Below are 24335 nucleotides of genomic sequence, written 5' to 3'. Positions count from 1 at the left end.
GCTCCTGGGACGACGCCGAGGACCCGCTCGGGACGCCGCCGGCGAGGCAGCGAGATGAGGCTGCGACGGAGCCGGACCAGAAACGCCCGCAGGACGGGGAAACCGCTCGGAGGGCCGGGACGGTGGCGAGGACGTATCCGAAGGGGGCCGGCGGGCGGCGGGGATGTGTGCACGGCGTACCGGAAGTGGGCGAGATCGGTGAGCATCCGCAAGCGGATCGGTGGAGGGCGGTCGAACGGCGCTGCATTGGGCACAATGATCTGGTGACCGACATCCCGCGTCGTGCGGCGTCCCGGACCGCGAAGCTTGCCGCACTGCCTCTCGGCTTCGCTGGGCGGACCGTGCTCGGGCTCGGTAAGCGGGTCACCGGGATCGCCACCGACGTCATCTCCGCCGACATTCAGCAGCGCACCGCGGAGCAGCTGTTCAGCGTGCTCGGGCAGCTCAAGGGCGGTGCCATGAAGTTCGGGCAGGCGCTGTCGGTGTTCGAGGCGGCGATGCCCGAGGAGATGGCCGGGCCGTATCGGCAGGCGTTGACGAAGCTGCAGGAGGCGGCGCCGCCGATGCCTGTGGCGAATGTGCACAAGGCGTTGGCCGAGCAGCTGGGGGCGGACTGGCGGGAGAAGTTCGCCGAGTTCGACGACAGCCCGGCCGCGGCGGCGAGCATCGGGCAGGTGCACCGGGCGGTGTGGAAGCTGCCGCCGAGCCGGAAGGGCGCCAAGCCGAAGACGCTGCCGGTCGCGGTCAAGGTGCAGTATCCGGGCGCCGGGGAAGCGTTACTCGCGGACCTCAAGCAATTGGGGCGGCTGGCCGGGATGTTCAAGATCATCCAGCCTGGCATGGACATGAAGCCGCTGCTCACGGAGTTGCGGGAGCGCATCACCGAGGAACTCGACTACGCGATGGAGGCCGAGACTCAGAAGGCTTTCGCCGCGGCGTACGCGGGGGATCCGGAGATTTTCGTGCCCCGGGTGGTGGCATCGGCGCCGCGGGTGCTGGTCACCGAGTGGGTCGAGGGGACGCCGCTGTCGAAGGTGATCAGCGACGGTACGGAGCCCGAGCGGGACGAGGCCGGGCGGCTGATGGCCACCTTGCACTTCTCCGCGCCGGCGCGGGCCGGTCTGCTGCACGCCGATCCTCACCCGGGCAACTTCCGGATCCTGCCCGACGGGCGTCTTGGCGTGATCGACTTCGGTGCGGTGGCGCGCCTGCCGGACGGGCACCCGGAGCCGATCGGCCGCCTGGTCCGGTTCGCGCTCGAGGGCAATGCTCAAGCTGTCGCCGACGGGCTGCGCGACGAGGGTTTCATCAAGCCGGACGACGAGCTGGACGCGCAGGCGGTTCTCGACTTCTTGCGGCCCATGATCGAGCCGGTCGCGGTGGACGAGTTCCGGTTCACCCGCAGCTGGATCCGCTCGGAGGCGACGCGGCTGTCGAGTCCCCGGTCACCGGCGTTCCAGCTCAGCCGCAAGCTCAATCTGCCGCCGTCGTACCTGCTGATCCACCGGGTGACGCTCGGCTCGATCGGGGTGCTCTGCCAGTTGGAAGCGAAGGCGCCTTATCGAGCGATCCTCGAGAAGTGGCTGCCGGGATTCGCCCCCGTGGCATGAGGGGCGGCTCGAGCCAGGCGGCTGACGTGCGGGGCTGACCCTTCTGTACCAGGTCCGGAGCAGGCGGCAGAACCATCTGGGATGCGGTCACGGGCGCCCGGTCGGCGATCTTCGCTGGCAGACACCCGTACACGCTCAGCGTGAACTTGGTTACAGCCGATTGTCTCTGTGGGACCTGCACAGGGAATGAGGATGGTGCGCATGGCTGCGGTGGCGAAGGACGGTTCGATGCGGCACGCGCCCACCGCGGAGCCCGTCGCCGGCACGATTGCCGGACAGCGCGCGTTCGTGGCAGCCGGCGTGGTCGTGGCGGCGTACCTCGTCGTCGTCACCGTACAGCCGTTCGGCGAGCGCGGAATGACCGCCTTCGGCGACCTGTCGCTGGCCGCGGCGTCGTCGTTCGCCGCCGTGGCGTCGTTCGTCATCCGGGCCCGGACCCTCGGGGCGGCCCGGCGCGGCTGGATGTTGATCGGCGCCGGCATGGTGTCCTGGACGCTGGGGCAGCTGGCCTGGAGCTACTACGAGGTGGCGCTGCGGGTCGAGTCGCCGTTCCCGTCCGTGGCCGACCTCGGCTACCTGCTCACCGTGCCGCTCGTGCTGGGCGGGATGGCCGCCCTCATCACGGCCCGGCGGGGCGCCCTGCGCACGCTCCTCGACGGGATGATCATCAGCGGTTCGCTGCTGGTCGTCAGCTGGGCCTTCGTGCTCGGGCCCATCATCGACACCGGCGGCAACACGCCGCTGGAGTGGGTGGTCGTGCTGGCCTACCCGATCGGCGACGTCGCCATGGCCAGCATGGCGCTCATCCTGCTCGGGCATGTCCACCCCAGGGAACGCGGCGCGGTCGCGTTGATGGGCTTCGGGGCGCTCGGCCTAGCCGTCGGGGACAGCTTCTTCGCGTACCTGGTCAACATCGATGCGTACACCGCCGGCGGCCTGCTCGACCTTGGCTGGTTCGGCGGATTCATCCTCATCGGGCTGGGTGCGCTGCGGGCTCGCGCGGGCGAGTCCCGGGGCGACACGGACCTCAACGCGCCGCTGTGGGTGGCGCTGCCGTACGTGCCACTGGCCATCGCCGTCTCCACCTCGATCACCCTGACGCTCACGCACGGCTGGATCGGGCCGTTCCTGTACCTGCTCGGGGTCGCGGTGCTGCTGCTGGTCGTCGTCCGGCAGCTCGTCAGCGTCCGAGACAACCTCGTACTCACCCGCCAGTTGCAGCATCTGGCGTTCCATGACCCACTGACCGGCCTGGCCAACCGGGCGCTGTTTCGCGACCACTCCGAGCTGGCGGTGGCCCGGCAGAACCGTACCGATGAAATCCTCGCCGTCATCTACGTCGACCTGGACGGCTTCAAGCAGGTCAACGACCGGCTCGGCCACGCCGCCGGCGACAGGCTGCTCATCGCCGTCGCGAACCGGCTGCGGGAATGCGTCCGCACGTGCGACACCCTCGCCCGCCTCGGCGGCGACGAGTTCGCCGTCCTCGCCGACCCGATCAGCAAACCCGGAGACGCCGAGCACATCGCCCAGCGCATCGTCGAGGCGCTGCGTCCACCGTTCGACCTCGACGGCCACCCGGCGGTCATCGGCGGCAGTGTCGGCATCGCCATCGGCCGCCCGGGCAGGGCGAGTGCCGACGAACTGCTCCGCCTCGCCGACCACGCCATGTACGAGGCGAAAGTCGATGGCAAGGGCCGCTACACGGTCGCCCCGGAGCCGCTCGCCGACGCCGCCATCGGGGGCCGCTGAAAGCGCCGTCCGCCATCGGGCTTGATGTGGAATCGCGCCATCAACGCCGAGGAAGCCGGCCGAGAAGCCGGTCCGACAAAGCGGCCGGCGGAAAGGGCCCGCACGGAAAGGGCCCCGCCCGCAGTGAGCTGCGGACGGGGCCGTGCGGTTCATCGTTCGATCAGAGGCGTCCACCCAGTTCACGGGCGGCCCGGTGCCGGGCCTCCATGGCGATCTGACGTGCGGGACGGTGCGCCTCAGGGTGGTGGTCGGCCTGAGGCCGACGCATTCGTGCTCGGGAGAGCGCTTCTTGGATGAGTTTCATCTTCGGGGTTCCGTTCGAGGTCATGGCTACGTCTTCCGTCTTCCGGTAAGGGGTGGTGAGGGTGGTCATGTCATGCGGCCAGTCGGACCGAGTTGCGGGTCTCGAGGCCGTTCGCCGCGAGCCGCTCCTCCACCTCGACCGCGAGCTCGGCGTCGCGGGCGACGTCGACCTTGCGGGGCCGGCCACGGGGCCGCTTGCGCGGAACCACGGCGCCGCGCTCGAAGATCTCGCCGCCCCAGACGCCCCAGGGCTCGCTCCGCTCGACCGCGCCGGCGAGGCACTCGACGCGCAGCGGGCAGTCCCCGCAGAGCGACTTGGCCAGCTCCAGCTGGGCCGGGGAGTCCGAGAACCACAGGTCCGGGTCGAACTTCCGACAGGGCAGGTTTGCCTCGATCTCGACGCTCACGTCGAGCGGGGCCAGCGCCAGACTCATAAAGCCCGGTCACCTCTCTCTTTCTCTCGATCTTCTGGATCGTTGGTGCTGGTGGAGCACCGGCCGGTAAGCCGGCAAAAAAGTAGGCCGCGGATCCCGGTTACGGGTTCCGCGGCCTCGAGGTGAGCCGGAGGTCTGGTTTCTCAGACCGGCCTTCCTCGAGGCGGGACACCGCTGGCACCATCCGTCAGTCGACGCTTCATGGCGATGCCGTTGCTGCCCACGAACCCAGTGGTCCCGTTGCTTCCATCGACGTCCACCAGAACCCGGACCAGCTCGGCCTGGATCTGGACCTGGTGCGCCTGCGAAGCCGGGGCCCGCTCGGCGGCCAAGATCGTCACGGGGGCGGATTCCACCTTGAGGGCGGACTTCGCCACGGGGACGGTCGGGAGCCACGAAGCGGACGGAGCACAGGCAGGGGTAAGCGGCATCGACGGTCGCTCAGTCATGTAGAAGATCTCCATCGGTCCCACCTCCTCCAGTGCTTGCACTCGTTCCGAAACCCCGTTGAGCATGCCGCTCGCCAAGGTGTGACCTGAGGCTATGCCGTCCCTGCAAGGGAGGGCAAACGAATTAACGGACTAGTTTTCAAAGTTTTCTGCGGCCGCGTCCGCCGGGCTCGCGCCGCCGACCAGAGCGAAGACCGCGGCGCCGTACTGGGCGAGCTTGCGGGGGCCGATGCCGGCGATGGCCAGCAGCTCCGGCGGGGAGCTGGGGCGGCGCTCCGCGATGGCCACGATCGTGGCGTCCGTGAACACTACGTATGCAGGGACTTTCTGCTCGGCGGCGGCCTGCGCGCGCCAGGTCAGGAGGCGCTCGTGCAGCTCCTCGTCCAGGTCGGACGGACAGGTGGGGCAGCGGCCCAGCTTGCGGTCGGCGCCGGCCAGGAGGGTGGCGCCGCAGACGCGGCACGAAACGACCTGCGTACGCCGGTTGACGGGTTTCCGACTGGCCGTACCGGCCTTCTCGAAGGTGCGGTGCTGGGTGTCGGTGAGCTGGGGCAGGAAGCGGCAGGGGCGGCGGGTGCGTCCGCCGGATGCACGGGACTGGCCGTACGACAGCCAGAGCCACTGCCGCGCCCGGGTCACCCCGACGTAGAGCAGGCGGCGTTCCTCCTCCAGCTGCTCGGGGGTCTTCGCGTACGTGGTGGGCAGCGTGCCGTCGGCGAGCCCGACCAGGAACACGGCGTCCCATTCGAGGCCCTTGGCGGCGTGCAGGGAGGCCAGCGTCACACCCTCGACGGTCGGGGCGTGCTGCTGCTCGGCGCGCCGGGCCAGCTCTTCGTTGAAGGCGGAGAGGGAGACGTCCCGCTGGACCGCGCCCGCCTGGCCGACCGGGAGCAGGGCGGGGCTGCGTTCGTACTCCTCGGCGAGGGCGACCAGGGCGGCGAGCGCCTCCCATTGCTCGCGCTGGGCGCCGCCGGCCGGGGGTTGGTCGCGGGCCCAGCCGGTCGCCGCGAGGGCATCGACGACGGCCTGGACCAGCGGGGTCTCCCCCGGCGTGGAGCGCACGGCCGCGCGCAGGGCGATCATGGCCTGGCGCACCTCGGTGCGTTCGAAGAACCGCTCGGCGCCGCGGACGACGTAGGGCACCTCGGCCTCCGCGAGCGTCTTCTCGTAGGTCTCCGATTGCGCGTTCGTCCGGAACAGCACGGCGATCTCGCTGGCCGGGGTGCCGGCGGCGATCAGCTCGCGGCAGCGCCGGGCCACGGCGACCGCCTCGGCCGGCTCGTCCGGGAAGATCTTGAGGTCGGGCTCGGCGCCGGGCGGACGCTGGCCGACGAGCTCGAGGCGCAGCTTCGCCTCCGTGCCGCGGGCCTGCCTGATCACCGCGTTGGCCAGGCCGACCACCTGCGGTGTGGAGCGGTAGTCGCGGACCAGGCGTACGACGACGGCCTCGCGCCGCTGGCGGGGGAAGTCGACGAGGTAGGACGAGGTGGCGCCGGTGAACGAGTAGATGGTCTGGCTGGCGTCGCCGACCACGGTGAGGTCGTCGCGCCCGCCGAGCCAGGCGTCCAGCAGGCGCTGCTGCAACGGGTTGACGTCCTGATACTCGTCCACGACGAAGTGCCTGTATTGCGAGCGGACCTGTTCGGCCACGTCGGCGTGCTCCTCGATGCCCCAGACGGCCGCCCGCAGCATGTCCTCGAAGTCGATCACGCCTTGGCGGCGCTTGAGCGACTCGTACGCGGCGAAGATCTCGGCGACCTTCGCGGCCTCGTACGGCGGCTCGCGCAGCGCCTTGGTGGCCGCCACGACGTATTCCCCGGGTTCGACCAGCGAGGACTTGGCCCACTCGATCTCGCCGGCGAGGTCGCGGGCGGCGGTGCGGTCCGCTCGCACCCCGGCCCGGTTGGCCGCCAGCACCACGAGCCTCGTCTTGCTCTCGACCAGCTCCGGCATCGCGCGTCCCTCGAGCAACCGGGGCGCGAAGTAGCGCACCTGGCGCAGGGCCGCGGCGTGGAAGGTGCGGGCTTGGACCCGGCCGGCGCCGAGCTCGGTGAGACGGGCGCGCATCTCGGCCGCGGCGCGGGCGGTGAAGGTGACGGCCAGGACGTGACGGGGGCTGATCTCCCCCGACAGTGTTCGATAGGCGATGCGATGGGTAATCGCTCGTGTCTTACCCGTGCCGGCCCCGGCCAGGATGCAGACCGGTCCCGCGGGGGCGGTCACCGCCCTGCGCTGATCGGGGTCGAGCCCGGCGAGCACGCGTTCCGCTGTCACAACCGGGAATCATGGCACCCGGGTCCGACGTTTCCTCGGATGGCGTAGTGCCATGTGACCTCTGCGAAGGGACCAACCGATGTTGACCATGTACTCGACCCCCTGGTGTGGCTACTGCCACCGGCTCAAGTCGCAGCTCGACCGGGAGGGCATCGCGTACGACGTCGTCGACATCGAGCAGGACCCGAAGGCTGCCGACTTCGTGATGAGCGTCAACGGCGGCAACCAGACGGTCCCGACGATGCGCTTCGACGACGGCACGACGATGACCAACCCGTCGATCGTCCAGGTGAAGCAGCACCTGGCCGCCCTTTCGGCGTAAAGAAGCCCGCACCGGCCCGTGGCGGCGGGCGCGGTGCGGGAGCATGCCTTCAGTCCGTTTTTGGGTGGCGGCGGGGTGGTCGGACGGGCAGGGGCAGCGGGCCGGGCGGGGAGAGCCGACGCCGGCCCGCTGCTGGTCTGTGATTCAGGGAATGAGAGCGGGAATGCTCGAGTCGAGCAGGCCCTGACGCTTCAGCTCCACGTAGAGCGGGGTGCTCTCCGGGTAGTGACCCCAGGCGTGGTCGCCGGTCCCGTCGCCGGCCCCGCCGAGCAGCTGCCGCTGCACCGGGTTGAAGGTCTCCCATTCGGGCGTGCCGGGCAGGTGGGCGACCTCGTCGCGGCCGGCCACCCAGCGGTACGTGTATCCGAAGAAGGCACCCACCCGGGTGATCGGCGAGTAGTTGTCCGACCGGGCGTGCCACAGGCGCCGGTCGAAGACGACGAGGTCACCGGGGTTCGCGGTGATCTGCAGCGCGCCCTCGGGCTGCGGCCACGGCACGCCGCGCGACGGCGGCCCCGGCAGCCAGTTGGTCAGGTGGCTGCCCGGCAGCACGGTGAAGTTGCCCCGGCCGGTCTCGGAGACGTCGGAGAGCCAGTACGCCAGCTTGACCGACATCATCGGCCGCGGGTCGGTCTCCAGCTCACGGTTCTGGCGGCCGCCGTCCTGGTGCCAGTGCCACCAGTCCTTCTGCTTCTCGTGGATCTGCGGGTGCACGTCCACGTGCGAGTGATAGACGTGCACGTTCCAGCCGAGCATCGACCAGATGTACTTGAAGGCCTTCGGGTGGTCGAGCAGAAACGCCAGCTCGGGGTTGTTGGTCACCGCGGAGAGCTGGTGCAGCGCGCCGGTCGGCCCGAGGCCACCCTCGCGCGCGGCTCTTTCCTTGGACCTCAGGATCGCGGTGCGCGCCATCGCGACCTCGTCCTCGGTCAGCACCGAGGGAATCACCAGGAAGCCGTCGCGCTGGAACTGCGCACGCTCCTCGGTGGTCATGGGCGTCCACGTCTGCTCGGCAACCAGGCTCATGAAAGGGAACCACCTCTCCGTGTCTTCACTTCAGACGCTGGAGCCTGCTCCCACAGTTGCAAAGTTCCTGTGAAGAACTCTCTGATTAGAGAAACGTGAAGCCCTTATCGGCAGGAATCCCCCAACCACCGCTCAATGAGATAAAAAGCGATCGAGGCGCGCATGGGCAGATTCATGTGTACGCCCGAAGCCGCGTCCACGTAATCCCCGGCGATCATCCGGGCGACGTCCCCACGGGTGAACCACCGCGCCTCGTCGATCTCCTCGGGGTCCACGACGATCGCCTGGTCCCGGTCCGCCTCGGCGGTGTACCCGAGCATCAGCGAGCCCGGGAACGGCCACGACTGGCTGCTCTCGTACCGAAGGGATCGGAGCCGGAGCCCGACCTCCTCGCGGACCTCGCGGACGACGGCGGCCTCGGCCGACTCGCCGGGCTCGACGTAACCGGCGAGGCAGGAGAAGCGCCGGACCCCCTCGACCGCGGGCCACGCGGCGTTGTGGCCGAGCAGGCAGCGCCCCTCGGGGCCGGGAACGCCGTCGTGGACGAGCACGATCATCGCGGGGTCGGTGCGCGGCCACATCTGCCGGCCGTCCGCGTCGACGCGCGACCAGCCCGCCTCCACGACCGTGGTCGGCTGTCCCGACCGCGGCGAATACCGGTGGGTGGCGTGCCAGTTGCCGAGCGCCGCGGCGGTGGTGAAGATGCCGGCGTCGCGCGGGTCGAGCCGGTCGCCGATGTCGCGCAACGTCCGCCGCTCGGCGCCGGGCACCTCGGGCAGCGGCGCGTCGACCGCGAAGATCGGCACGCCGGCCGGGTCGACGCCCAGGAACAGCCGCTCGCCGTCCGGGGCCGCGTCGGCGCCGACGAGCACGAGCGCCGGGCTGTCCGTGGAGGCCCCGGACACCAGCGCGCTGCCCCCCTTGGCGATGTCGATGACCACGACCAGGCCGGTCTTCCACGCCTCGGCCAGCCACGCCTCGTCCTGGCGGCGGTGCGCGGCCCGGTCCAGGCTGGTGCGGGCCAGCGGCGGTCCGTCCCGGCCGGGCTGCTCGCCCACGTCCGGCTGTTCCTCGGCCAGGTCACTCATGGGAGCCGCGCTCGACCGCGGTGAGGGCGGCCAGCTGACCCTCGACCTTCTCGGCGTCGCCCAGCACGACCGACACGGCCCGCGAGGGCGCGAGGTAGCGGGCGGCGACCTCGGCCACCTGCTCCCGGGTCGCCGACGACAGCGCCGCCGAGTGCTCGGTCAGGTAGTCCAGCCGCAGGCCGAAGCTCGCGTAGATGCTCGCCAGCCCGGCCAGTCCGGCCTGTGTGGACATCCCGAGGCGCAGGGTGCCGAGGGCGTACCGGCGGGCCTGTTCCAGCTCCTCCTCGCCCGGCGGAAGGCTCGCGATCCGGCCGAGCTCGTACAGGGTCTCGAGCATCGCCGGGCCGGTCACCTCGGTGGCCACCTCGGCCGCCACGACCAGGGCGGAGCCGGCGAGGAAGTGCTCGATCGCCGTGTGCGGGCCGTACGTATAGCCTTTGTCTTCGCGAATATTCTCGACCCAGCGCGAGGAGAAGTAGCCGCCGAAGACCATGTTGGCCAGCTGCAGGGCCGCGTAGTCGGGGTCGGTGCGCGACACCGCCGGCAGGGCCATCCGCAGCGAGGACTGCACGGCTCCCGGGCGGTCGACCAGCAGCAGCGGTCCGGGCTCGAGCGGAGGCGTGGCCGGCACGTTGCCGTCGCGGCCCGCGCCGATCCAGCCGCCGAGCGCCTTCTCGGCCGTGTCGATCGCCTTCTCGACGTTGATGTCGCCGACCAGCACCAGCACCGAGCCGTCGGGGCGGACCCGGTCGGCGTGCAGGGCCCGCAGCTGCCCCGGGCGTACGCCCCGGACCTGCTCCGGCTCAGGGGTCTGGACCGCGTACGGGTGGCGCCCGTACATCCGCTTGAGCAGCGCCGTGCGGGCCAGATGGGCCGGCTGGCTCTGGGCGACCTGGATGTGGTCCACGAGCCGGTCCCGTTCGGTGGCGACCTCGTCGGCCGGGTACGCCGGATCGGTCAGCACGCCGGCGAGGATCTCGAGCATCCGGTCGAGGCCGGCGGCCAGGGAGTTGCCGGTGATGAGCAGCCGGTCGGGGTCGAGCCCCGCCGAGAGCCCGCCGCCGACCGCCTGCAGCTCGGCGGCGATGTCGATGCTGGACATGGTGGCCGTGCCGGTGAAGAGCGCCTGCGACAGCAGGGTGGCGCGGGCCAGCGGTGCCCGCCCGAACGGCACGCGCAGCCGCAGCTCGACCAGCGGCACGGCGGGCCGCCGGATGGCGATGACCGTCAGGCCGCTGCTGAGCGTGCGCTCGGCCTGCTTGGGCAGCTTGATCTTCGAGTCCGGCACGAGGTCCGGCAGGGTCCTGTTGCTCACTGGTTCACTCCGGGAACGACCTCGACGGTGGCGCGGTGCTCGGGCCGCAGGGCGGCGGCCGCGGCGACGATCTGCGCCTCGGTGACCTCGCCGACCAGCTTGGGCAACTCGTTCAGCAGCTCCGGACGGCCGCGTTGCAGCTCGAGCACCGCCATGGGCAGCGCGCGGCCCAGCACCGCGTCGGTGTCGCGGAGCAGGTGGGTGGCCATGCGGGCCTGGGTGCGCGCCAGCTCGCCCGGCGCGAGCCCGCCGGTGGCGAGCCTGTCCAGTTCCTCGTCGACGACCCGCAGCACCTTGCCCGCGTCGCCGCCCGGCGGCATGTGCGCCTGCAGCAGCAGCGCGGTGGGGTTGCGCACCTGGTATTCGTCGCCCATGAAGCCGATGTAGCCGCCGATGCTGGTGACGAGCCGGTCGCGCTGCACGAGCCGCTCGACCAGCCGGGACGCGTCGCCGTCGGTGAGAACCTCGGCCAGCACCACGTACGGCAGGTAGTCGGCGAACTCGGCGATGGGGTCCGGGACCCGCCAGCCCGCCGCGATGGCCGGCAGCGGCGCGAGCCGGTCGACGTAGCTCTCCCGGCGCTCGGCGCTCGGCCCCGGCTCCGCGAAGTCCGGCAGCTCCGGTCGGGGCCGGGCCGGCACGTCGCCGAAGTGGTGCTCGATGAGCTTGGTGGTGGCGGCGACGTCGAAGTCCCCGGCGACCGCGAGCGTCGCGTTGCCCGAGGCGTAGTACTTGCGGAAGAACTCAGCGGCGTCGTCGACCGTCGCGCTCTCCAGGTCGGTGAAGGAGCCGTACCCGTCGTGGGCGTTGGGGAACGTCTCGAACATCACCGGCGGCAGCTTGAGCCAGGGGAAGCCGCCGTACGGCCGGTTGAGGACGTTGACCCGGATCTCCTCCTTGACCACGTCGACCTGGTTGCGCAGGTTCTCCTCGGTGAGCCGGGGCCCGCGCATCCGGTCGGCCTCGAGGAAGAGCGCGCGTTCGAGAGCGCCGGCCGGGAGCACTTCGAAGTAGTCGGTGTAGTCCAGATGGGTGGAACCGTTGAAGCTGCCGCCGGCACCCTGCACGTGCCGGAAATGGGCGAGCTTCTCGAGGTTTTCCGAGCCCTGGAACATGAGGTGCTCGAAAAGGTGCGCGAAACCGGTCCGGCCCTCGGGCTCGGAACGGATGCCGACGTCGTAGACCACGGCCACGCCGACGACGGGTGCGCTGCGGTCGGGCGTGAGGACCACCCGCAATCCGTTGTCGAGGGTGAACCGTTCGACCGGGTACTTCGTCGCGGGGATCTTCATCTTTCGGGCCACCCCAAGAATCTATCCCCCCGGCACGGCGTCCGGCCGGTGCGCCCGGTCACCGTCTGGAGCCACAGTGCTAGTTTCGCGTAACGGCGTCCACGACGTCAGCAAATGCATCGATATCCGCGGGGGAATTCCATGCCGGTTGAGCTGCGACTGCAATGCGCGTCGAGCGAGGACGCCGAGTCGCTGCACCGGTGGCTGCGCGGCGAGCAGGCGGTACGCGTCGACGGCCACCTCTCGCGGGCCCGCAGCACGGATCCCGAGACGATGGGCACCCTGCTCGACGTGCTGACCCTCGTCATCGGCAGCGGCCTCTCCGCCGGCCAGCTGGCGCTCGCGGTCGCCTCCTGGCGCGACTCCCGCAAGCCGTCCCCCAAGGTGACGATCGTGCACACCGCCGCGGACGGGTCGACCACCCTGATCGAGGCCGAGGACCACCGCACCCTGACCGCCGCCCTCCAGCAGCTCGAAGAGCGCGAGCAGCAGTGACCCATGAGTGACGTGGCGGATCCGGCCGGCTCCCAGGTCGTGCTCATCGGCGTCTCGGCGTACCGCAGGCTCGCGGAGCTGCCCGCCGCCCGGCGCAACGTGACCGACCTGCGCGACCTGCTGAGCAGTGAGGATCTGTGGGGTGTGCCGGCGGAGAATTGTCACGTGCTGGTCGACCCCGAGGACCCCGCCGAGGTCAGCCGCGCGATCCGCAGGGCGGCCGCCGCGACCGAGCGCGACGGGCTGCTGCTGGTGTACTTCGCCGGGCACGGGCTGGTCGACGCGGACGACGACAACCTGATCCTGGGCCTGCCCGGCTGCGACCCCGAGGTGCCCTACGAGCGCGGGGTCCCGTACGAGTGGATCCGCCGCGCCGTCGCGGACACCCGGGCCCGGCGCCGGGTGGTGATCCTGGACTGCTGCTACTCCGGGCGCGCGGGCGCGGAGATGGGCGGCGACAGCACGGGTACGGACGCCGTGGCCGACAAGGCCGAGGCGGAGGGCACCTGCCTGCTCGTGTCCGCACCCGCCAACCGTCCGGCCATGGCGCCGCGCGGCGAAACGCACACCGCGTTCACCGGTGAGCTGATCCGCCTGCTGCGTGACGGGCTGCGTCCGCCCCCGCCGGAGGCCACGCCGCCGGCGCTGTCGGTCCACACCATCTGGCGGACGGTACGCCGGGCGATGCTGCGCCGCGGCTTCGAGCGGCCGGAGATGCGGGCGCGCGACGCCGGCGCGGAGATCTGCCTGGTGCACAACGCCGCCGCGCCCCGGCGCAACCTGGCCGGCAGCGTGCTCTACGCCGCTCCCTGGTTCGTCGACGAGGACCTGGGTCAGCGAGCCGTCCTGGTGCTGCGGCACAACCAGACCGGCGCGCTGGGCGTGTGCATCACCCAGCCGGCCGGCGAGCTGCCCGGCGACTTCCCCGCCGCGTGGCGCCCGCTGCTGCGCAACCCGGTCATGCTCTTCCACGGCGGCCCGGTGGCCCAGGACGGCTACATCGTCGTCACCCTGCTGCGCGCGGGTGCCACGAAACCGTTGCGGTTCTCTCCCGTACGCGACCGCCTCGGCACGATGCACCTCTCCGGCAATCCCGAGGACGTCACGGACAGCGTCGACGCGATGCGGGTCTTCGTCGGCTACCTCGGGTGGCGGGCGGGTGAGCTGGAGGAGTACCTCGACCGCGGCGCGCTGATCGCCAGCCGGCACTCGTCGCGGCAGGTGTTCACCGAGCGCCCGGGCGAGCTCTGGCAGTCCCTGCAGGCGGGCCGATGACGTCGGTGGAGCCGGACCCGGCGGGCGAGGGCCTGAGCGCGGGCGAGCAACTGCTGCTGGACAGGCTGATGACGGCGCTGCACGACGCCGACCAGATCACCCTGCTGCTCGGCTCGGGCGTGACCGCCGCCGCGGTGCCGGGCGTACGAGGCGTGCTGGAGATCGCCGACAGTTACGCCGCCGGGCGCAACGACGACGGTGCCCTGGAACGGGCGCTCGCCCAGGCGCGCTCGGAGCTGGTGGGGGCGCGGCCGATCGACGTCTACCGCGCGTACCGGCGGGTGTTCACCGACTGGGTTTCCGGCGGGGCGTTCGACGTCATCGCACAGCAGGCGGTGCTCAAGGCGTACGCCGCCCCGGACCCGATGGAGTCGCCGCTGGCCACCCACGGGCTGGGCCAGCGGCTGGAACGCGGCGTCGGCGAGGGGGTGGAGAACGACCGCTTCTCCTGGTCGCTGCCGCGCGGGGTGCAGGCCCTCGGGCACCTGCTCGCCCGCATCCCGGAGGCGTTCGACCACCGGCTCCTGACCACGAACTTCGACCCGCTGCTGGAGATCGCGATCCGCGACGCCGGGGGCCGGGCGGTCAGCCTGCCGCTCGACGTCCGGGGAAACCTCGGCCACACCGGCAGCTCGGACGGCGCCGTACGCGTCTTCCACCTGCACGGCTTCTGGCGTCCCACCCTGCACGTCCGGGGCCCGCAGCTGCTGCACGACCCGGCGCTGCTCACCGGCAACGCGCCCCTGATCGCGGCCGCCGCCGACCTGATACGAGGCGACACGGTGTGCGTGATCGGCAGCAGCGACTGGGCCGGCACGATCACCGCCGCCCTGGCGCGGACCCGGCCGATGCGCGTGCTGTGGGCCCTCAACGACGCCGACGCGGCGACCGCGCTGAGCACCGCGGAGCGGCTGCGGGAGCAGACCGGCGTGGCGGTGGAGTGCTTCCCCGGCGTCGACTCCGAACGGCTGTTCCCGGCGCTGGCCGAGCGGGCCCAGGTGCCCGTGCCACCGCGCGCCACCGGGCTGAAGAACCGGGTCCGGCACCACAGCTGGGAGCGGCAGCTCGTGTCGCAGCCGGGCACCCTGCCGCCGCGCGACGTGCCGGGGCTGCTGCTCCAGCTGGAACGGCGGTTCGGCTGGGTGACCCAGATGGGCGGCACGGTCCAGCCGATCCGGCTGCTGTGGCCCGTACGCCTGCGCCCCCGCGCCTCGGTGATCCACATGGTGCAGGCGTTCGTGGCGGGCGCCCTCGCCCGCCTCGGCGTCGAGGTCCGGGTCTGCATCGACGACGTGGGCACCCGCGACCACGAGGCGCAGACGGAGTTCCGGGCGGATCTCGACCGGTGGATCGACCACACCGGCCACGGCGCCGTACGCGAGTTCGTCAGCCTGGCGGAGTTCCTCGACCAGGGCGCCCGGCATCCGGCGGCGGGCAGCCCCGAGGAGCTGCTGCGCCCGACGGACCCCTGGTCGGTGGCGCGCACCTTCTACGGCGAGCACAACCCGTCGCTCTACAGCCTGCTCGCCGCGGTGAAGGCCGTGCCCAACCTGACGTCGTGGGACGAGCTCGAGAAGAACGCGTGGCCGATCGTGCAGTCGGTGCTGCGCACGGATGCCCGCAACCTGTTGACGCCGCTCACGCTCTGGCCGTACCTGAACAGCATGCTCCTGGAGAGCGCCACCAACGACGTCATGACGCTGGGCGGGCGCGACGAGGCGATCCTGTGGGCCCAGTGGCGGCAGACGTTCGGGTTCGGGCCGGGGCACCTCTACAACCCGTACATCAAGAATCTTCAGCACGACGCGCACATGCTGCGCTGGTCGTCGCAGGAGGAGCTGAGCCGGCATCTGCATCGCAGCCGGGAGCTGCCGGGCTGGGACGTGGAGGGCAGCTACATCCCCTGGCTGTTCCAGAACGCCCTGCTGCTGCCCGGCTACCTCAATCAGGAGCCGGTCCCGGAGACCGAGGACTTCCCGCTGGACTCGTGGGCGGCGTTCGTCGCGGCGATCGAGGACGGCAAGCCGGTCCTCGACGACCTCGCCGCCCGGGTGACGGCACTGTTTCTGAGATGACACGCTTTGGGGCCGTTCGGCGGTCGCGCTCTTGGCGGTACGGAGCTAGCGTCGTACTCATGACTGCCACCGTGTTGGAGCGCGTCGGACATAACACCGCGACCGTCGACGACCACGCGGAGCTGTGCATCACGGCGCTCGGGAGTGATCTCACCGCGTACCTTGCCGGGGCCGCGACCGTCGCCGAGTTCGAGTCCTGGTTCGCCGCGCCGACCCGGCCGGGCTATCTGGTACGCCGCAGGCTGGCCGCCGCCGCGGAGATCATCAGCGTCTTCGAGACCGCCAACCGGACCGGCCTCGCCGCCGCCTGGCTGCGCGAGGTGGACTCCGACGGCTACGTGCCGGCCCGCGTCCTGCGCCTGTCCGAGGGCGATGAGACCAGCGTGAAGGCCCTGCTCGAGACGGCAGCGGCCTGGTCGCTCAGCCCCGCGGCAGCGTAGCGCCCGTCGCGTCCTCGAACGTCGCCAGCGAGCCGTTGAGGTAGCGGCTCGCGTGCCCTGCCAGGTCCACGTGCGCCCGGAAGTGCCGCAGCACCGCGCCGCGTACGCCGATCCGCGGCAGCGTGAACGTCTTCTTGCCGCCGACGGTCACGTCCTCGACCGCCAGCTCGCCCTTGGCGCTGATCAGCAGCGTCGAGTTCGGCGACCGGTGCGTGCTGGTCACCCGGATGTCGATCGCGACACCCTCGGCGGCCGTACGCCGGACCAGGTCGTTCAGCAGCTCGTGCACGTTCGCCGGCGCGAGCAGATCGGCCCGGCGCGGGTCGGCGGCCTTGCCCACCGGCACGACGACGTGCAGCACCCAGGTGGTCACGCCGAGGCGCACGAGAAGATCACGCAGTGCGATCAGGGAGTCGGTGGCGAGATTGCGCGCCGTGATCACCGTCTGGACGCTGCACGGGATACCGGCCCGCACCGCCCGCTTGATCGCGTCCCGTGCGTAGACGGCGGAGCTCGTGCCCGGTGGCACGAACCGCCGGTTGCCCGGGCGCAGCGCGTCGTTGACCGCCGGGTCGGCGCTGTCGAGCGATACGCGTACGTGCACCCGATGGCGCAGCAGCAGCGGCACGATCCGGCTGAAGTCGCCGACCCCGGAGGTGTCGAGCACGATCGCCTTGCCGGTCGCCGCCAGCCGCTCGACCAGCCGTTCGGTGCGTTCGATGCGGGCCAGCGGCTCGCCGCCGGTGACCACGCCGACCATCGCCGGGGTGGCGCCGGCCACCCGCAGCACCCGGTCGAGCCACCGGTCGTCCTCGCGGTCGCGGTAGCCGGCCATCAGGTCGTCGGCGTGGCAGTAACCGCAACGCAGGGGGCAGAACGCGGTGGCGAAGCAGTTGACCACCAGCGGCGCGTCCACCAGCGGCAGGGCATCGAGGCACCCCACAACGGACCGTCCGAAGAACGCGCGGCGCGGGGTGGCCGGCTCGGTGTCACAGATGCCCAGCTCGGCCAGCGTACGGATCTCGTCCGCGCAGCCCTCGACCCGGGCGGACCGGCCCCCGATCCGGCGCAGGACGGCCTGATGCACCGGATCGAGGGCGAAGAAGTGGTCCCGGGCGGGTACGTAGGCGATCGGCCCGCGGACCCGCACCCCGGGCGCCCGGCGGACGACTAGCACCGGGAAATGGTGACACAGTCCGTAGTCATTCCCCGGTTACGCACGCGCTGTTTCACTCGCAGACGAGTTCGACCTTCTCGGCCACCGGGATCTCCTCGGTGTCGTCCCAGTCCGCCACGGTCACCTCGCCCAGCAGCTGACCCGCGTTCAGGTCGTCGATGCTCGCGGCGTCGCCGCAGCCGCGGCCGTCCCACTCGATCTCCGTGTCGTCGGTGACGCTCACGACGACGGTGAAGCCGTCGGCCACGGTGTAGATCAGCAGCCCGCTGCCCGCGTCGAAGGACTCGACCGTGCCGCCGTCCGCGCCGACCACGATGTCGTCGCCGTCCTCGCCGTCCTCGCCGTCGTCGCCGTTCTCGTCCTCGTCCTGCCAGGGGTCCGAGCCGCGCCTGCACTCGTCCTCGTCGGTGAACCCGTCGCCGTCGCTGTCCTCCGCACCGTCGAGGACCCCGTCGTCGTCGCTGTCCGCCTCCTGCGGGTCGGTGTCGAGGTCGAACTCGTCGCGGTTGCTGAGGCCGTCGTCGTCCAGGTCCTCCGCGCCGTCGAGCACGCCGTCGTCGTCGCTGTCGGCCTCGAGCGGGTCCTCGTCGACGAGGAATTCCTCGACGTTGGTCAGCTCGTCCTCGTCCGGGTCCTCCGCGCCGTCGGACGTGCCGTCCCCGTTGGTGTCGGCCAGCTTGGGCCGCGAGCGGACCTCGTACTCCTGCTCGTTGGTCAGCTCGTCGCCGTCCGGGTCGGCGTCGGCGTCGTCCCGGGTGGGGCGCAGCTTGTTGGCGACCTCCCAGCCGTCGGGCATGCCGTCGCGGTCGGTGTCCGCCTTGCGGGGGCGCGTACCGGCCCGGTACTCGGCGAGGTTGCGCAGCTTGTCGTGGTCGGCGTCGCCCTTGGCGTCGTTGCGGTGCGGGTTGAGCCCGTTGGCCTTCTCCCACTTGTCCGGCATGCCGTCGCGGTCGCTGTCCCGTGCCGCGCGCCCCCGGTCCGATCCTTCCTTGCCACCGGCAAGGGCGGGCGACGCCATCGGCAGGGCGCCCAGCGCGGCAGCGGTAACGGCCAGGGCGAGCTTCAGGGGACGCTTCACGGGGCGGTCCTTCCGGCAGGTGACGGGGGTTACCGACCGTACGGCCGACGGTGGCGCCGCAGTAGGTCCGGGACGCGACTGCCACCGTCCTGCCACCGAATCGCTCCCGAGTCGCTTTCCTGCCCGTTAGGGCTACCCGGCACGGGTGACACGGTTCCCAGCATCCGGTTCGGGGTTGACGCAGTAATCCGACCTGATCCAGTATTCCCATCCATCAGATAGAGAAAGCAGAGTTTGCGTTTCGCCGGACCGAGAGGACATCCCCCGTGTACGTCTCGGCACGCACCGACTACGCCGTCCGGGCCATGCTCGCGATCGCCGCCGCCCATCCGCACCTGGTCAAGGCGGCGGGCCTGGCCGCGGCCCAGGACATCCCGCTCAGCTTTCTCCAGGGCATCCTGCTCGATCTGCGCCGCGCGGGGCTGCTGCACAGCCACCGCGGCGTCGACGGCGGGTACGCCCTGGCCCGGCCGGCCGACGACATCACCGTCGGCGACGTCGTCCGGGCCGTCGGCGGAGCGCTGACCACCATTCGTGGCCTGCCCACCACGACGACGACGTACCACGGGGTCGCGACCGGCCTCAAGGACGTCTGGCTCGCCGTGGAGGAAGCCATCGAGGGAGTCGTGAACCACCGCACCCTCGCCCAACTCACCGTCTCCGCTTAGGAGTATTCATGAAATCCCGCACTCTCCGTGCGTTCGCCGTTGCCGCTGCCGCCCTCGTGTCCGCCGCGACGCTGACCGCCTGCGGTGGCGACGACGCCGCCGCGAGTGGCGAGGTGAAGACCCTCCGGCTCGGCTACTTCCCGAACATCACCCACGCGCCCGCCCTGGTGGGCGTCAAGAACGGCCTGTTCCAGCAGGCGCTGGGCGACACGAAGCTGGAGGCGAAGACCTTCAACGCCGGCCCGGCCGCGATCGAGGCGCTGTTCTCCGGCGCCATCGACGCCACGTACATCGGCCCCAACCCGGCCATCAACGGATGGGCGACCTCCAAGGGCACCGCGCTGAAGATCATCGCGGGCAGCACCTCGGGCGGCGCCGGCCTCGTCGTCAAGCAGGGCATCAACACCCCCGCCGACCTCAAGGGCAAGAAGATCGCCACGCCGCAGCTGGGCAACACCCAGGACGTGGCCCTGCGTGCCTGGCTGAAGCAGAACGGCCTCAACGCCGACCAGCAGGGCGGCGGCGACGTCTCCGTGCTGCCGCAGGACAACGCGACGGCCGTGCAGGCCTTCGCCCAGGGCGCGATCGACGGCGCCTGGGTGCCCGAGCCGAACCTGAGCAAGATGGTGCTCGAGTCCAAGGGCAAGGTCCTGGTCGACGAGAAGACCCTCTGGCCCAACGGCCAGTTCGTGACCACGCACCTGATCGTCAAGCAGGAGTTCCTCAAGAACCACCCGGACATCGTCAAGAAGCTGCTGCAGGGCCACATCGCCGCGGAGAAGTACATCGCGACCGACAAGGCCGGGGCGCAGAAGGCCGCCAACGAGCAGATCGCCGCCCTGACCGGCAAGCCGCTCAAGGACGAGATCCTCGCCGCCGCCTTCAAGAACCTGACGTTCACCAACGACCCGATCGCCTCGTCGCTGTACACGAGCGCCAAGCACGCCGAGGACGTCGGCCTGCTCAAGCCCGTCGACCTCAAGGGCATCTACGACCTCGGGCCGCTCAACGAGCTGCTCAAGGCCGACGGTCAGCCCGGCGTCAGCGACGCCGCCGCCTCCTGATCGCCCGCCGGCCGGGCCCGCACCGCGAGCCCGGCCGGCACTCACCTGCGGAGAACCATCATGAGCATCGCGGAAGCCACCGATCTCAGAACCGAGGTCGTACGCCTCGACCACGTCTCCAAGCAGTACGGCTCCGGCGGCAACGCCCTCCTCGCCCTCGACAAGGTCTCGCTGACCGTGCGCAAGGGCGAGTTCGTGTGTCTGCTGGGCGCCTCCGGCTGCGGCAAGAGCACGCTGCTCTCGCTGGTGGCCGGCCTCGACCGGATCAGCGGCGGCACGCTCGACATCGGCGGCCGGCACGTCTCCCTCATGTTCCAGGAGGCGGCGCTCTTCCCCTGGCTGTCGGTCGCCGGCAACGTCGAGCTGCCGATGCGCCTGCGGGGCATCGGCAAGCGCGAACGCCGGCAGCGCGCCGAGGAGCTGCTGGAGGTCGTACGCCTCAAGGGCTTCGGCCAGAAACGCCCGCACGAGCTCTCCGGCGGCATGCGCCAGCGCGTCGCCCTGGCCCGCGCCCTCGCCCAGGACGCCGACGTCCTCCTCATGGACGAACCGTTCGGTGCCCTCGACGCGATGACCCGCGACATCCTCCACGACGAGCTGGAGCGGATCTGGCGCGAGCAGGAGCTGACGGTCCTGTTCGTCACCCACAACGTGCGCGAGGCGGTCCGCCTCGGCGACCGGGTCATCCTGCTCAGCAGCCGCCCGGGCCGGGTCATCGAGGACTTCCCGGTGCACCACGAACGGCCCCGCCGCATCGACTCCCCCGAGGTGGCCGGCCAGGCCGCCGAGATCACCGACCGGCTCCGCGCGGAGGTCGCCCGCCATGCCAATTAAGTTCCCGTCGGCCCGCGCCGGCCTCGAGGGCACCACCCAGGAATTTCCACCGCCGCCGGAGAAGCCGAAGGATCCGGATCTCGCCGCCGCCGACCGGGTCACCGGCCTCGACGCGCTCGAGCTGGGCGGCAAGAGCGACAAGCCGTCGCTGGGCGTACGGATCTGGCGCAGCGCCTGGCCCAAGCTGCTCGCCGTAGCGATCGTGCTGTTCGCGTGGCAGCTCGTCGTCTGGGCCGAGTGGAAGCCGGTCTACGTGCTGCCCGGCCCGGTCACCGTCTTCAAGGACCTCGGTGACGTGGTCACCACTCTGGACTTCTGGGGCGGCGTACGGCTGACCATGACCCGGGCGCTGACCGGCTTCGCCCTCGCGGTCGCCATCGGCACGATCGTCGGCGCGGCGGTCTCCCGCTTCGCGCCGCTGCGCGCGGCGATCGGCTCGCTCATCACGGGCCTGCAGACCATGCCGTCGATCATGTGGTTCCCGCTGGCCATCCTGCTCTTCCAGATCAGCGAGAGTGCGATCATGTTCGTGGTCGTCATCGGCGCCGCGCCCTCGGTCGCCAACGGCCTGATCAGCGGCATCGACTACGTCCCGCGCACGTGGCTGCGGGTCGGGCAGGTGCTCGGCATGTCGGGCTTCGCCAAATACCGCCACCTGATCCTGCCGGCCTCGCTGCCGTCGTTCATCTCGGGTCTCAAGCAGGGCTGGGCGTTCTCCTGGCGCAGCCTGATGGCCGGCGAGCTCCTGGTGATCGTCCCGGGAGCGCTGTCGATCGGCGTACGGATGCAGCAGGCCCGCGACCTCAACGAGTCCAGCCTGGTCATCTGCTTCATCATCGTGGTGCTGGTGATCGGCATCCTGATCGACGTCCTGTTCAACGCCGCCGACAACGCCCTGCGCAAGCGCTGGGGTCTGACCGGCTCCTGACCGCTCAAAGGGGGCGTACGGACTTCAGCACGTCCTCCACCACGTAGTCGAACTGCTTGTGGGTGCCGGGAATCGACACGTACAGCACCGCGGCGGTCGGCTTGCCGACGTCGATGATCGCCACGGCCGACAACTCGTCCGTGGCGGTCAGGCCCGGTGACTTGAAGTGCAACCGGAACTCGCTGACCCAGGCCGGCCGCCCGCCCAGCGTGGTCATCTCGTCGCGCAGCGACTCCAGCTGGTTGGGCTGCGGGTAGTACTCGGCGCGGACGTCGGCGGCCACCTGCCGGCCGACGCATTCCAGGTTGAGCGTCACGGCGTCGTTGTCCGCCGCCGGCACCGCGGCCGACAGGATCGACGCGTGGTACGTGCCGCCGGAGTACACCTCCGTGACGAAGTGCTGGCCCACCTTGTAGGGCACCTCGAGCGTGCCCGCGCGCCAGACGGTGTCCCACGGGACCCACGGAGCGCCGTACTTCTTGTAGGAGATGCCGGCCTCGGTGTCGGTGGTCCGCTCGCCGGTCACCGGCGACACCGGCCCGGGCTTGCCCGTCGGCCCCGCGCTGGGCGGCACGGTCGGCGCCGGGCACATCCGGGCCAGCGGCGGCCGGACGTCGGTGGGCGCGGACGCCTGGCTGCCGAACGGGTCACCGTCCGAGCCGAGGACGACGGCCAGGATGATCGTCAGACCGATCGCCAGAATCGCCCCCGCGACCCCGCCGAACATCATCATCTGTCGCCGGCGCCGTCGTGGTCCGTCATCGCCGGGCGGCTCCGGCGGCGCCTCGGGAGGCGGCAGAAGCGGGGGTACGCCCTGAGCGGTCACCGTCCCGGAGGCCCACGGACCACCCGGCCGCGACCAGGCGGCGGTGGAAGTCTGCGTGCCCTCGGACATCATCCCAGTGAACACCACGCGGGCGGGTCATGGGTGACCGCCCGCGGCTGGGCCGGATCAAGATCAGCGGGCCAGCGCCGCACCCGCCTCGGCGGCCGGCGGGATCGTCTCGACGACCGACGGGCCGGCGCCACCGTAGTCGACCCCGCCGTACCAGGGCGTGAACGCGACGGCGAGCACCAGGGCCAGGCCGGCCACTGCCAACGCGAACACGATCGCGAGCTCGCGACGTCCGGACACGGTGTTCATGCAGGGCCTCCCAGGCAGTGCCGTCCCCTCGGCCTCCTCAGGGTGGACCAGGGTGCGGCTCGGCGCAGTCACCCTTAAGACGCAGCGGAACCCGGATGGGTTGCAAATTCCACCCAGGAAGATTTCATCAACCGCCGGTACCGTAACCGAATGGAAATCGTGTATCCCCCGGTCATCGCTGCCGCCAAGACGATGTTCCGGGTCCTGGACCTGCGGATCCAGGTCGACGGCGCACACCACATCCCGGCGACCGGCGGGGCGGTGCTAGCGAGCAACCACGTCAGCTACCTCGATTTCATCTTCTGCGGCCTCGGCGCCCAGCCGGCGAAGCGCCTGGTCCGGTTCATGGCGAAGAAGTCGGTCTTCGACCACAAGGTGAGCGGTCCCCTGATGCGCGGCATGCGGCACATCCCGGTGGACCGCAAGGCCGGCACGGCGGCGTTCCACGAGGCCGAGAAGGCGCTCAAGAACGGCGAGGTGGTCGGCGTCTTCCCGGAGGCCACGATCAGCGAGTCGTTCACCGTGAAGGCACTGAAGTCAGGCGCGGCGCGACTGGCGCAGGCTGCGGCCGTACCGTTGATCCCGATGGCGGTCTGGGGCCCGCACCGGCTCTGGACCAAGGGCCGCAAGAAGGATCTGACCAAGCGGCACGTCCCGGTGATCATCAATATCGGCGAGCCGCTGCCGGCTCGCGAGGACGAGACGGCGGACGATACGACGGCCGTCCTGCACCGGCGGCTCACGAAGCTGCTCGACGAGGCGCAGGCGGCCTACCCGGAGCAGCCGTCCGGGCCCGAGGACCGCTGGTGGCTGCCCGCGCACATGGGCGGGACGGCGCCGCGGCCGGAGGACGTCGGCGACCCGGCCCGCCTGGAGAACTGAGGCCGGCGCCCGCCCGGTCGCGTGACCGCAGGGCGACACCACCGGAAAGCATTCCGGCGCCGGCCCCATCGGGACCGGCGCCGGAACGTCAGCGCGAAGCTGTGATCAGAGCGGGCGGATGTTGGCCGCCTGCGGGCCCTTCTGGCCCTGGGTGACCTCGAACTCCACGCGCTGGTTCTCGTCCAGGCTGCGGTAGCCGGAGGTCTGGATCGCGGAGAAGTGGGCGAAGACGTCGGCGCCGCCGTCGTCCGGGGTGATGAACCCGAAGCCCTTGTCCGCGTTGAACCACTTCACAACGCCGGTAACCATGATCGTCTCCTCGACGGTCGATCGCTCCAGACCATTATGGACAGGAGCGAGGTGGTAAGACCCGTTTTTCCGGGACTCGTGTCGCCGTACTGATCGCCCGT

At 71.0% G+C, this 24335-nt stretch carries 24 protein-coding genes; 12 read left to right on the top strand and 12 right to left on the bottom strand.

Annotation, left to right across the window (positions count from 1 at the left end; genetic code table 11):
- The first annotated feature begins 263 nt into the window (after positions 1-263).
- Positions 264-1610: an ABC1 kinase family protein gene (locus ACIBO8_RS36195; RefSeq protein ID WP_396120038.1), complete on the top strand. Its 1347-nt coding sequence runs from the start codon at positions 264-266 to the stop codon at positions 1608-1610.
- Between the two features lie 201 nt (positions 1611-1811).
- Complete coding sequence (locus tag ACIBO8_RS36190) at positions 1812-3362, top strand: diguanylate cyclase domain-containing protein (protein WP_396120037.1); 1551 nt, start codon at positions 1812-1814, stop codon at positions 3360-3362.
- A gap of 374 nt (positions 3363-3736) precedes the next feature.
- Here the strand turns inward: ACIBO8_RS36190 and ACIBO8_RS36185 are convergent, their stop codons facing one another.
- The 3 genes from ACIBO8_RS36185 to ACIBO8_RS36175 all read right to left on the bottom strand — a co-directional run bounded on the left by ACIBO8_RS36185 (position 3737) and on the right by ACIBO8_RS36175 (position 6822).
- Complete coding sequence (locus tag ACIBO8_RS36185; RefSeq protein ID WP_364700047.1) at positions 3737-4099, bottom strand: WhiB family transcriptional regulator; 363 nt, start codon at positions 4097-4099, stop codon at positions 3737-3739.
- 143 nt (positions 4100-4242) lie between these two features.
- The gene (locus tag ACIBO8_RS36180) at positions 4243-4563 is read right to left on the bottom strand and encodes a hypothetical protein (protein WP_396120036.1); all 321 of its coding nucleotides are present in this window, start codon (positions 4561-4563) and stop codon (positions 4243-4245) included.
- Positions 4564-4680: 117 nt separating this feature from the next.
- Positions 4681-6822 (bottom strand): ATP-dependent DNA helicase UvrD2, encoded by a 2142-nt coding sequence (locus ACIBO8_RS36175; protein ID WP_396120035.1) that lies wholly within the window; start codon positions 6820-6822, stop codon positions 4681-4683.
- 79 nt (positions 6823-6901) lie between these two features.
- On the opposite strand from ACIBO8_RS36175, the gene ACIBO8_RS36170 reads away from it, so the two are divergent.
- Entirely contained in the window at positions 6902-7144 is a 243-nt protein-coding gene (locus tag ACIBO8_RS36170) for a mycoredoxin (RefSeq protein WP_396120034.1), read from the top strand.
- 144 nt (positions 7145-7288) lie between these two features.
- On the opposite strand, the gene ACIBO8_RS36165 is transcribed toward ACIBO8_RS36170, so the two are convergent.
- The 4 genes from ACIBO8_RS36165 to ACIBO8_RS36150 all read right to left on the bottom strand — a co-directional run bounded on the left by ACIBO8_RS36165 (position 7289) and on the right by ACIBO8_RS36150 (position 11865).
- Positions 7289-8170 carry a phytanoyl-CoA dioxygenase family protein gene (locus ACIBO8_RS36165; protein WP_396120033.1) on the bottom strand — a complete coding sequence of 294 codons (882 nt, stop codon included), beginning with the start codon at positions 8168-8170 and terminating at the stop codon, positions 7289-7291.
- A 104-nt stretch (positions 8171-8274) separates the two neighbouring features.
- Positions 8275-9258: an NAD(+) diphosphatase gene (gene nudC / locus ACIBO8_RS36160; RefSeq protein ID WP_396120032.1), complete on the bottom strand. Its 984-nt coding sequence runs from the start codon at positions 9256-9258 to the stop codon at positions 8275-8277.
- Positions 9251-10573 (bottom strand): M16 family metallopeptidase, encoded by a 1323-nt coding sequence (locus ACIBO8_RS36155; protein ID WP_396120031.1) that lies wholly within the window; start codon positions 10571-10573, stop codon positions 9251-9253. The genes nudC and ACIBO8_RS36155 overlap by 8 nt, the downstream gene beginning before the upstream one ends.
- Positions 10570-11865, bottom strand: a complete 1296-nt coding sequence (locus ACIBO8_RS36150; RefSeq protein WP_396120048.1) for a M16 family metallopeptidase — start codon at positions 11863-11865, stop codon at positions 10570-10572. The genes ACIBO8_RS36155 and ACIBO8_RS36150 overlap by 4 nt, the downstream gene beginning before the upstream one ends.
- A 141-nt stretch (positions 11866-12006) precedes the next feature.
- Here ACIBO8_RS36150 and ACIBO8_RS36145 point away from each other — a divergent pair, with 141 nt between their 5' ends.
- From ACIBO8_RS36145 to ACIBO8_RS36130, 4 genes are read left to right on the top strand one after another with little or no spacing between them, the layout of a single operon-like run.
- On the top strand, positions 12007-12360 hold the full coding sequence (locus ACIBO8_RS36145; protein ID WP_396120030.1) for a hypothetical protein: 354 nt from the start codon (positions 12007-12009) through the stop codon (positions 12358-12360).
- 3 nt (positions 12361-12363) lie between these two features.
- Positions 12364-13635, top strand: coding sequence for a YqgE/AlgH family protein (locus tag ACIBO8_RS36140; RefSeq protein ID WP_396120029.1), 1272 nt, complete (start codon positions 12364-12366; stop codon positions 13633-13635).
- Complete coding sequence (locus ACIBO8_RS36135; protein WP_396120028.1) at positions 13632-15710, top strand: SIR2 family protein; 2079 nt, start codon at positions 13632-13634, stop codon at positions 15708-15710. Before ACIBO8_RS36140 ends, ACIBO8_RS36135 begins: the two co-directional genes overlap by 4 nt.
- A 59-nt stretch (positions 15711-15769) precedes the next feature.
- The gene (locus ACIBO8_RS36130) at positions 15770-16150 is read left to right on the top strand and encodes a hypothetical protein (protein WP_396120027.1); all 381 of its coding nucleotides are present in this window, start codon (positions 15770-15772) and stop codon (positions 16148-16150) included.
- On the opposite strand, the gene ACIBO8_RS36125 is transcribed toward ACIBO8_RS36130, so the two are convergent.
- Positions 16131-17327, bottom strand: coding sequence for a radical SAM protein (locus ACIBO8_RS36125; RefSeq protein WP_396120026.1), 1197 nt, complete (start codon positions 17325-17327; stop codon positions 16131-16133). The genes ACIBO8_RS36130 and ACIBO8_RS36125 overlap by 20 nt on opposite strands.
- Positions 17328-17379: 52 nt before the next feature.
- The gene (locus tag ACIBO8_RS36120; protein WP_396120025.1) at positions 17380-18405 is read right to left on the bottom strand and encodes a Midasin; all 1026 of its coding nucleotides are present in this window, start codon (positions 18403-18405) and stop codon (positions 17380-17382) included.
- Between the two features lie 266 nt (positions 18406-18671).
- On the opposite strand from ACIBO8_RS36120, the gene ACIBO8_RS36115 reads away from it, so the two are divergent.
- From ACIBO8_RS36115 to ACIBO8_RS36100, 4 genes are read left to right on the top strand one after another with little or no spacing between them, the layout of a single operon-like run.
- Positions 18672-19073, top strand: a complete 402-nt coding sequence (locus tag ACIBO8_RS36115; protein ID WP_396120024.1) for an RrF2 family transcriptional regulator — start codon at positions 18672-18674, stop codon at positions 19071-19073.
- 8 nt (positions 19074-19081) lie between these two features.
- Positions 19082-20137: an ABC transporter substrate-binding protein gene (locus ACIBO8_RS36110; RefSeq protein ID WP_396120023.1), complete on the top strand. Its 1056-nt coding sequence runs from the start codon at positions 19082-19084 to the stop codon at positions 20135-20137.
- 60 nt (positions 20138-20197) lie between these two features.
- Positions 20198-20971 carry an ABC transporter ATP-binding protein gene (locus ACIBO8_RS36105; protein ID WP_396120022.1) on the top strand — a complete coding sequence of 258 codons (774 nt, stop codon included), beginning with the start codon at positions 20198-20200 and terminating at the stop codon, positions 20969-20971.
- The gene (locus tag ACIBO8_RS36100; RefSeq protein ID WP_396120021.1) at positions 20961-21899 is read left to right on the top strand and encodes an ABC transporter permease; all 939 of its coding nucleotides are present in this window, start codon (positions 20961-20963) and stop codon (positions 21897-21899) included. Before ACIBO8_RS36105 ends, ACIBO8_RS36100 begins: the two co-directional genes overlap by 11 nt.
- Positions 21900-21903: 4 nt before the next feature.
- Here the strand turns inward: ACIBO8_RS36100 and ACIBO8_RS36095 are convergent, their stop codons facing one another.
- Together ACIBO8_RS36095 and ACIBO8_RS36090 are read right to left on the bottom strand one after the other, a co-directional pair.
- Complete coding sequence (locus ACIBO8_RS36095; protein ID WP_396120020.1) at positions 21904-22794, bottom strand: hypothetical protein; 891 nt, start codon at positions 22792-22794, stop codon at positions 21904-21906.
- Between the two features lie 63 nt (positions 22795-22857).
- Complete coding sequence (locus tag ACIBO8_RS36090) at positions 22858-23043, bottom strand: hypothetical protein (RefSeq protein WP_396120019.1); 186 nt, start codon at positions 23041-23043, stop codon at positions 22858-22860.
- 150 nt (positions 23044-23193) lie between these two features.
- Between ACIBO8_RS36090 and ACIBO8_RS36085 the strand changes: the two genes are divergently transcribed.
- On the top strand, positions 23194-23925 hold the full coding sequence (locus tag ACIBO8_RS36085; RefSeq protein WP_396120018.1) for a lysophospholipid acyltransferase family protein: 732 nt from the start codon (positions 23194-23196) through the stop codon (positions 23923-23925).
- A 105-nt stretch (positions 23926-24030) separates the two neighbouring features.
- Here the strand turns inward: ACIBO8_RS36085 and ACIBO8_RS36080 are convergent, their stop codons facing one another.
- Positions 24031-24234, bottom strand: coding sequence for a cold-shock protein (locus ACIBO8_RS36080; protein ID WP_015625344.1), 204 nt, complete (start codon positions 24232-24234; stop codon positions 24031-24033).
- Between the last annotated feature and the right edge of the window lie 101 nt (positions 24235-24335).

Source organism: Actinoplanes sp. NPDC049681, assembly GCF_044465265.1.
Classification (GTDB): domain Bacteria; phylum Actinomycetota; class Actinomycetes; order Mycobacteriales; family Micromonosporaceae; genus Actinoplanes.
Note: the sequence above shows the minus strand (reverse complement) of the source record. Positions and strands in the feature narration are given on the sequence as shown.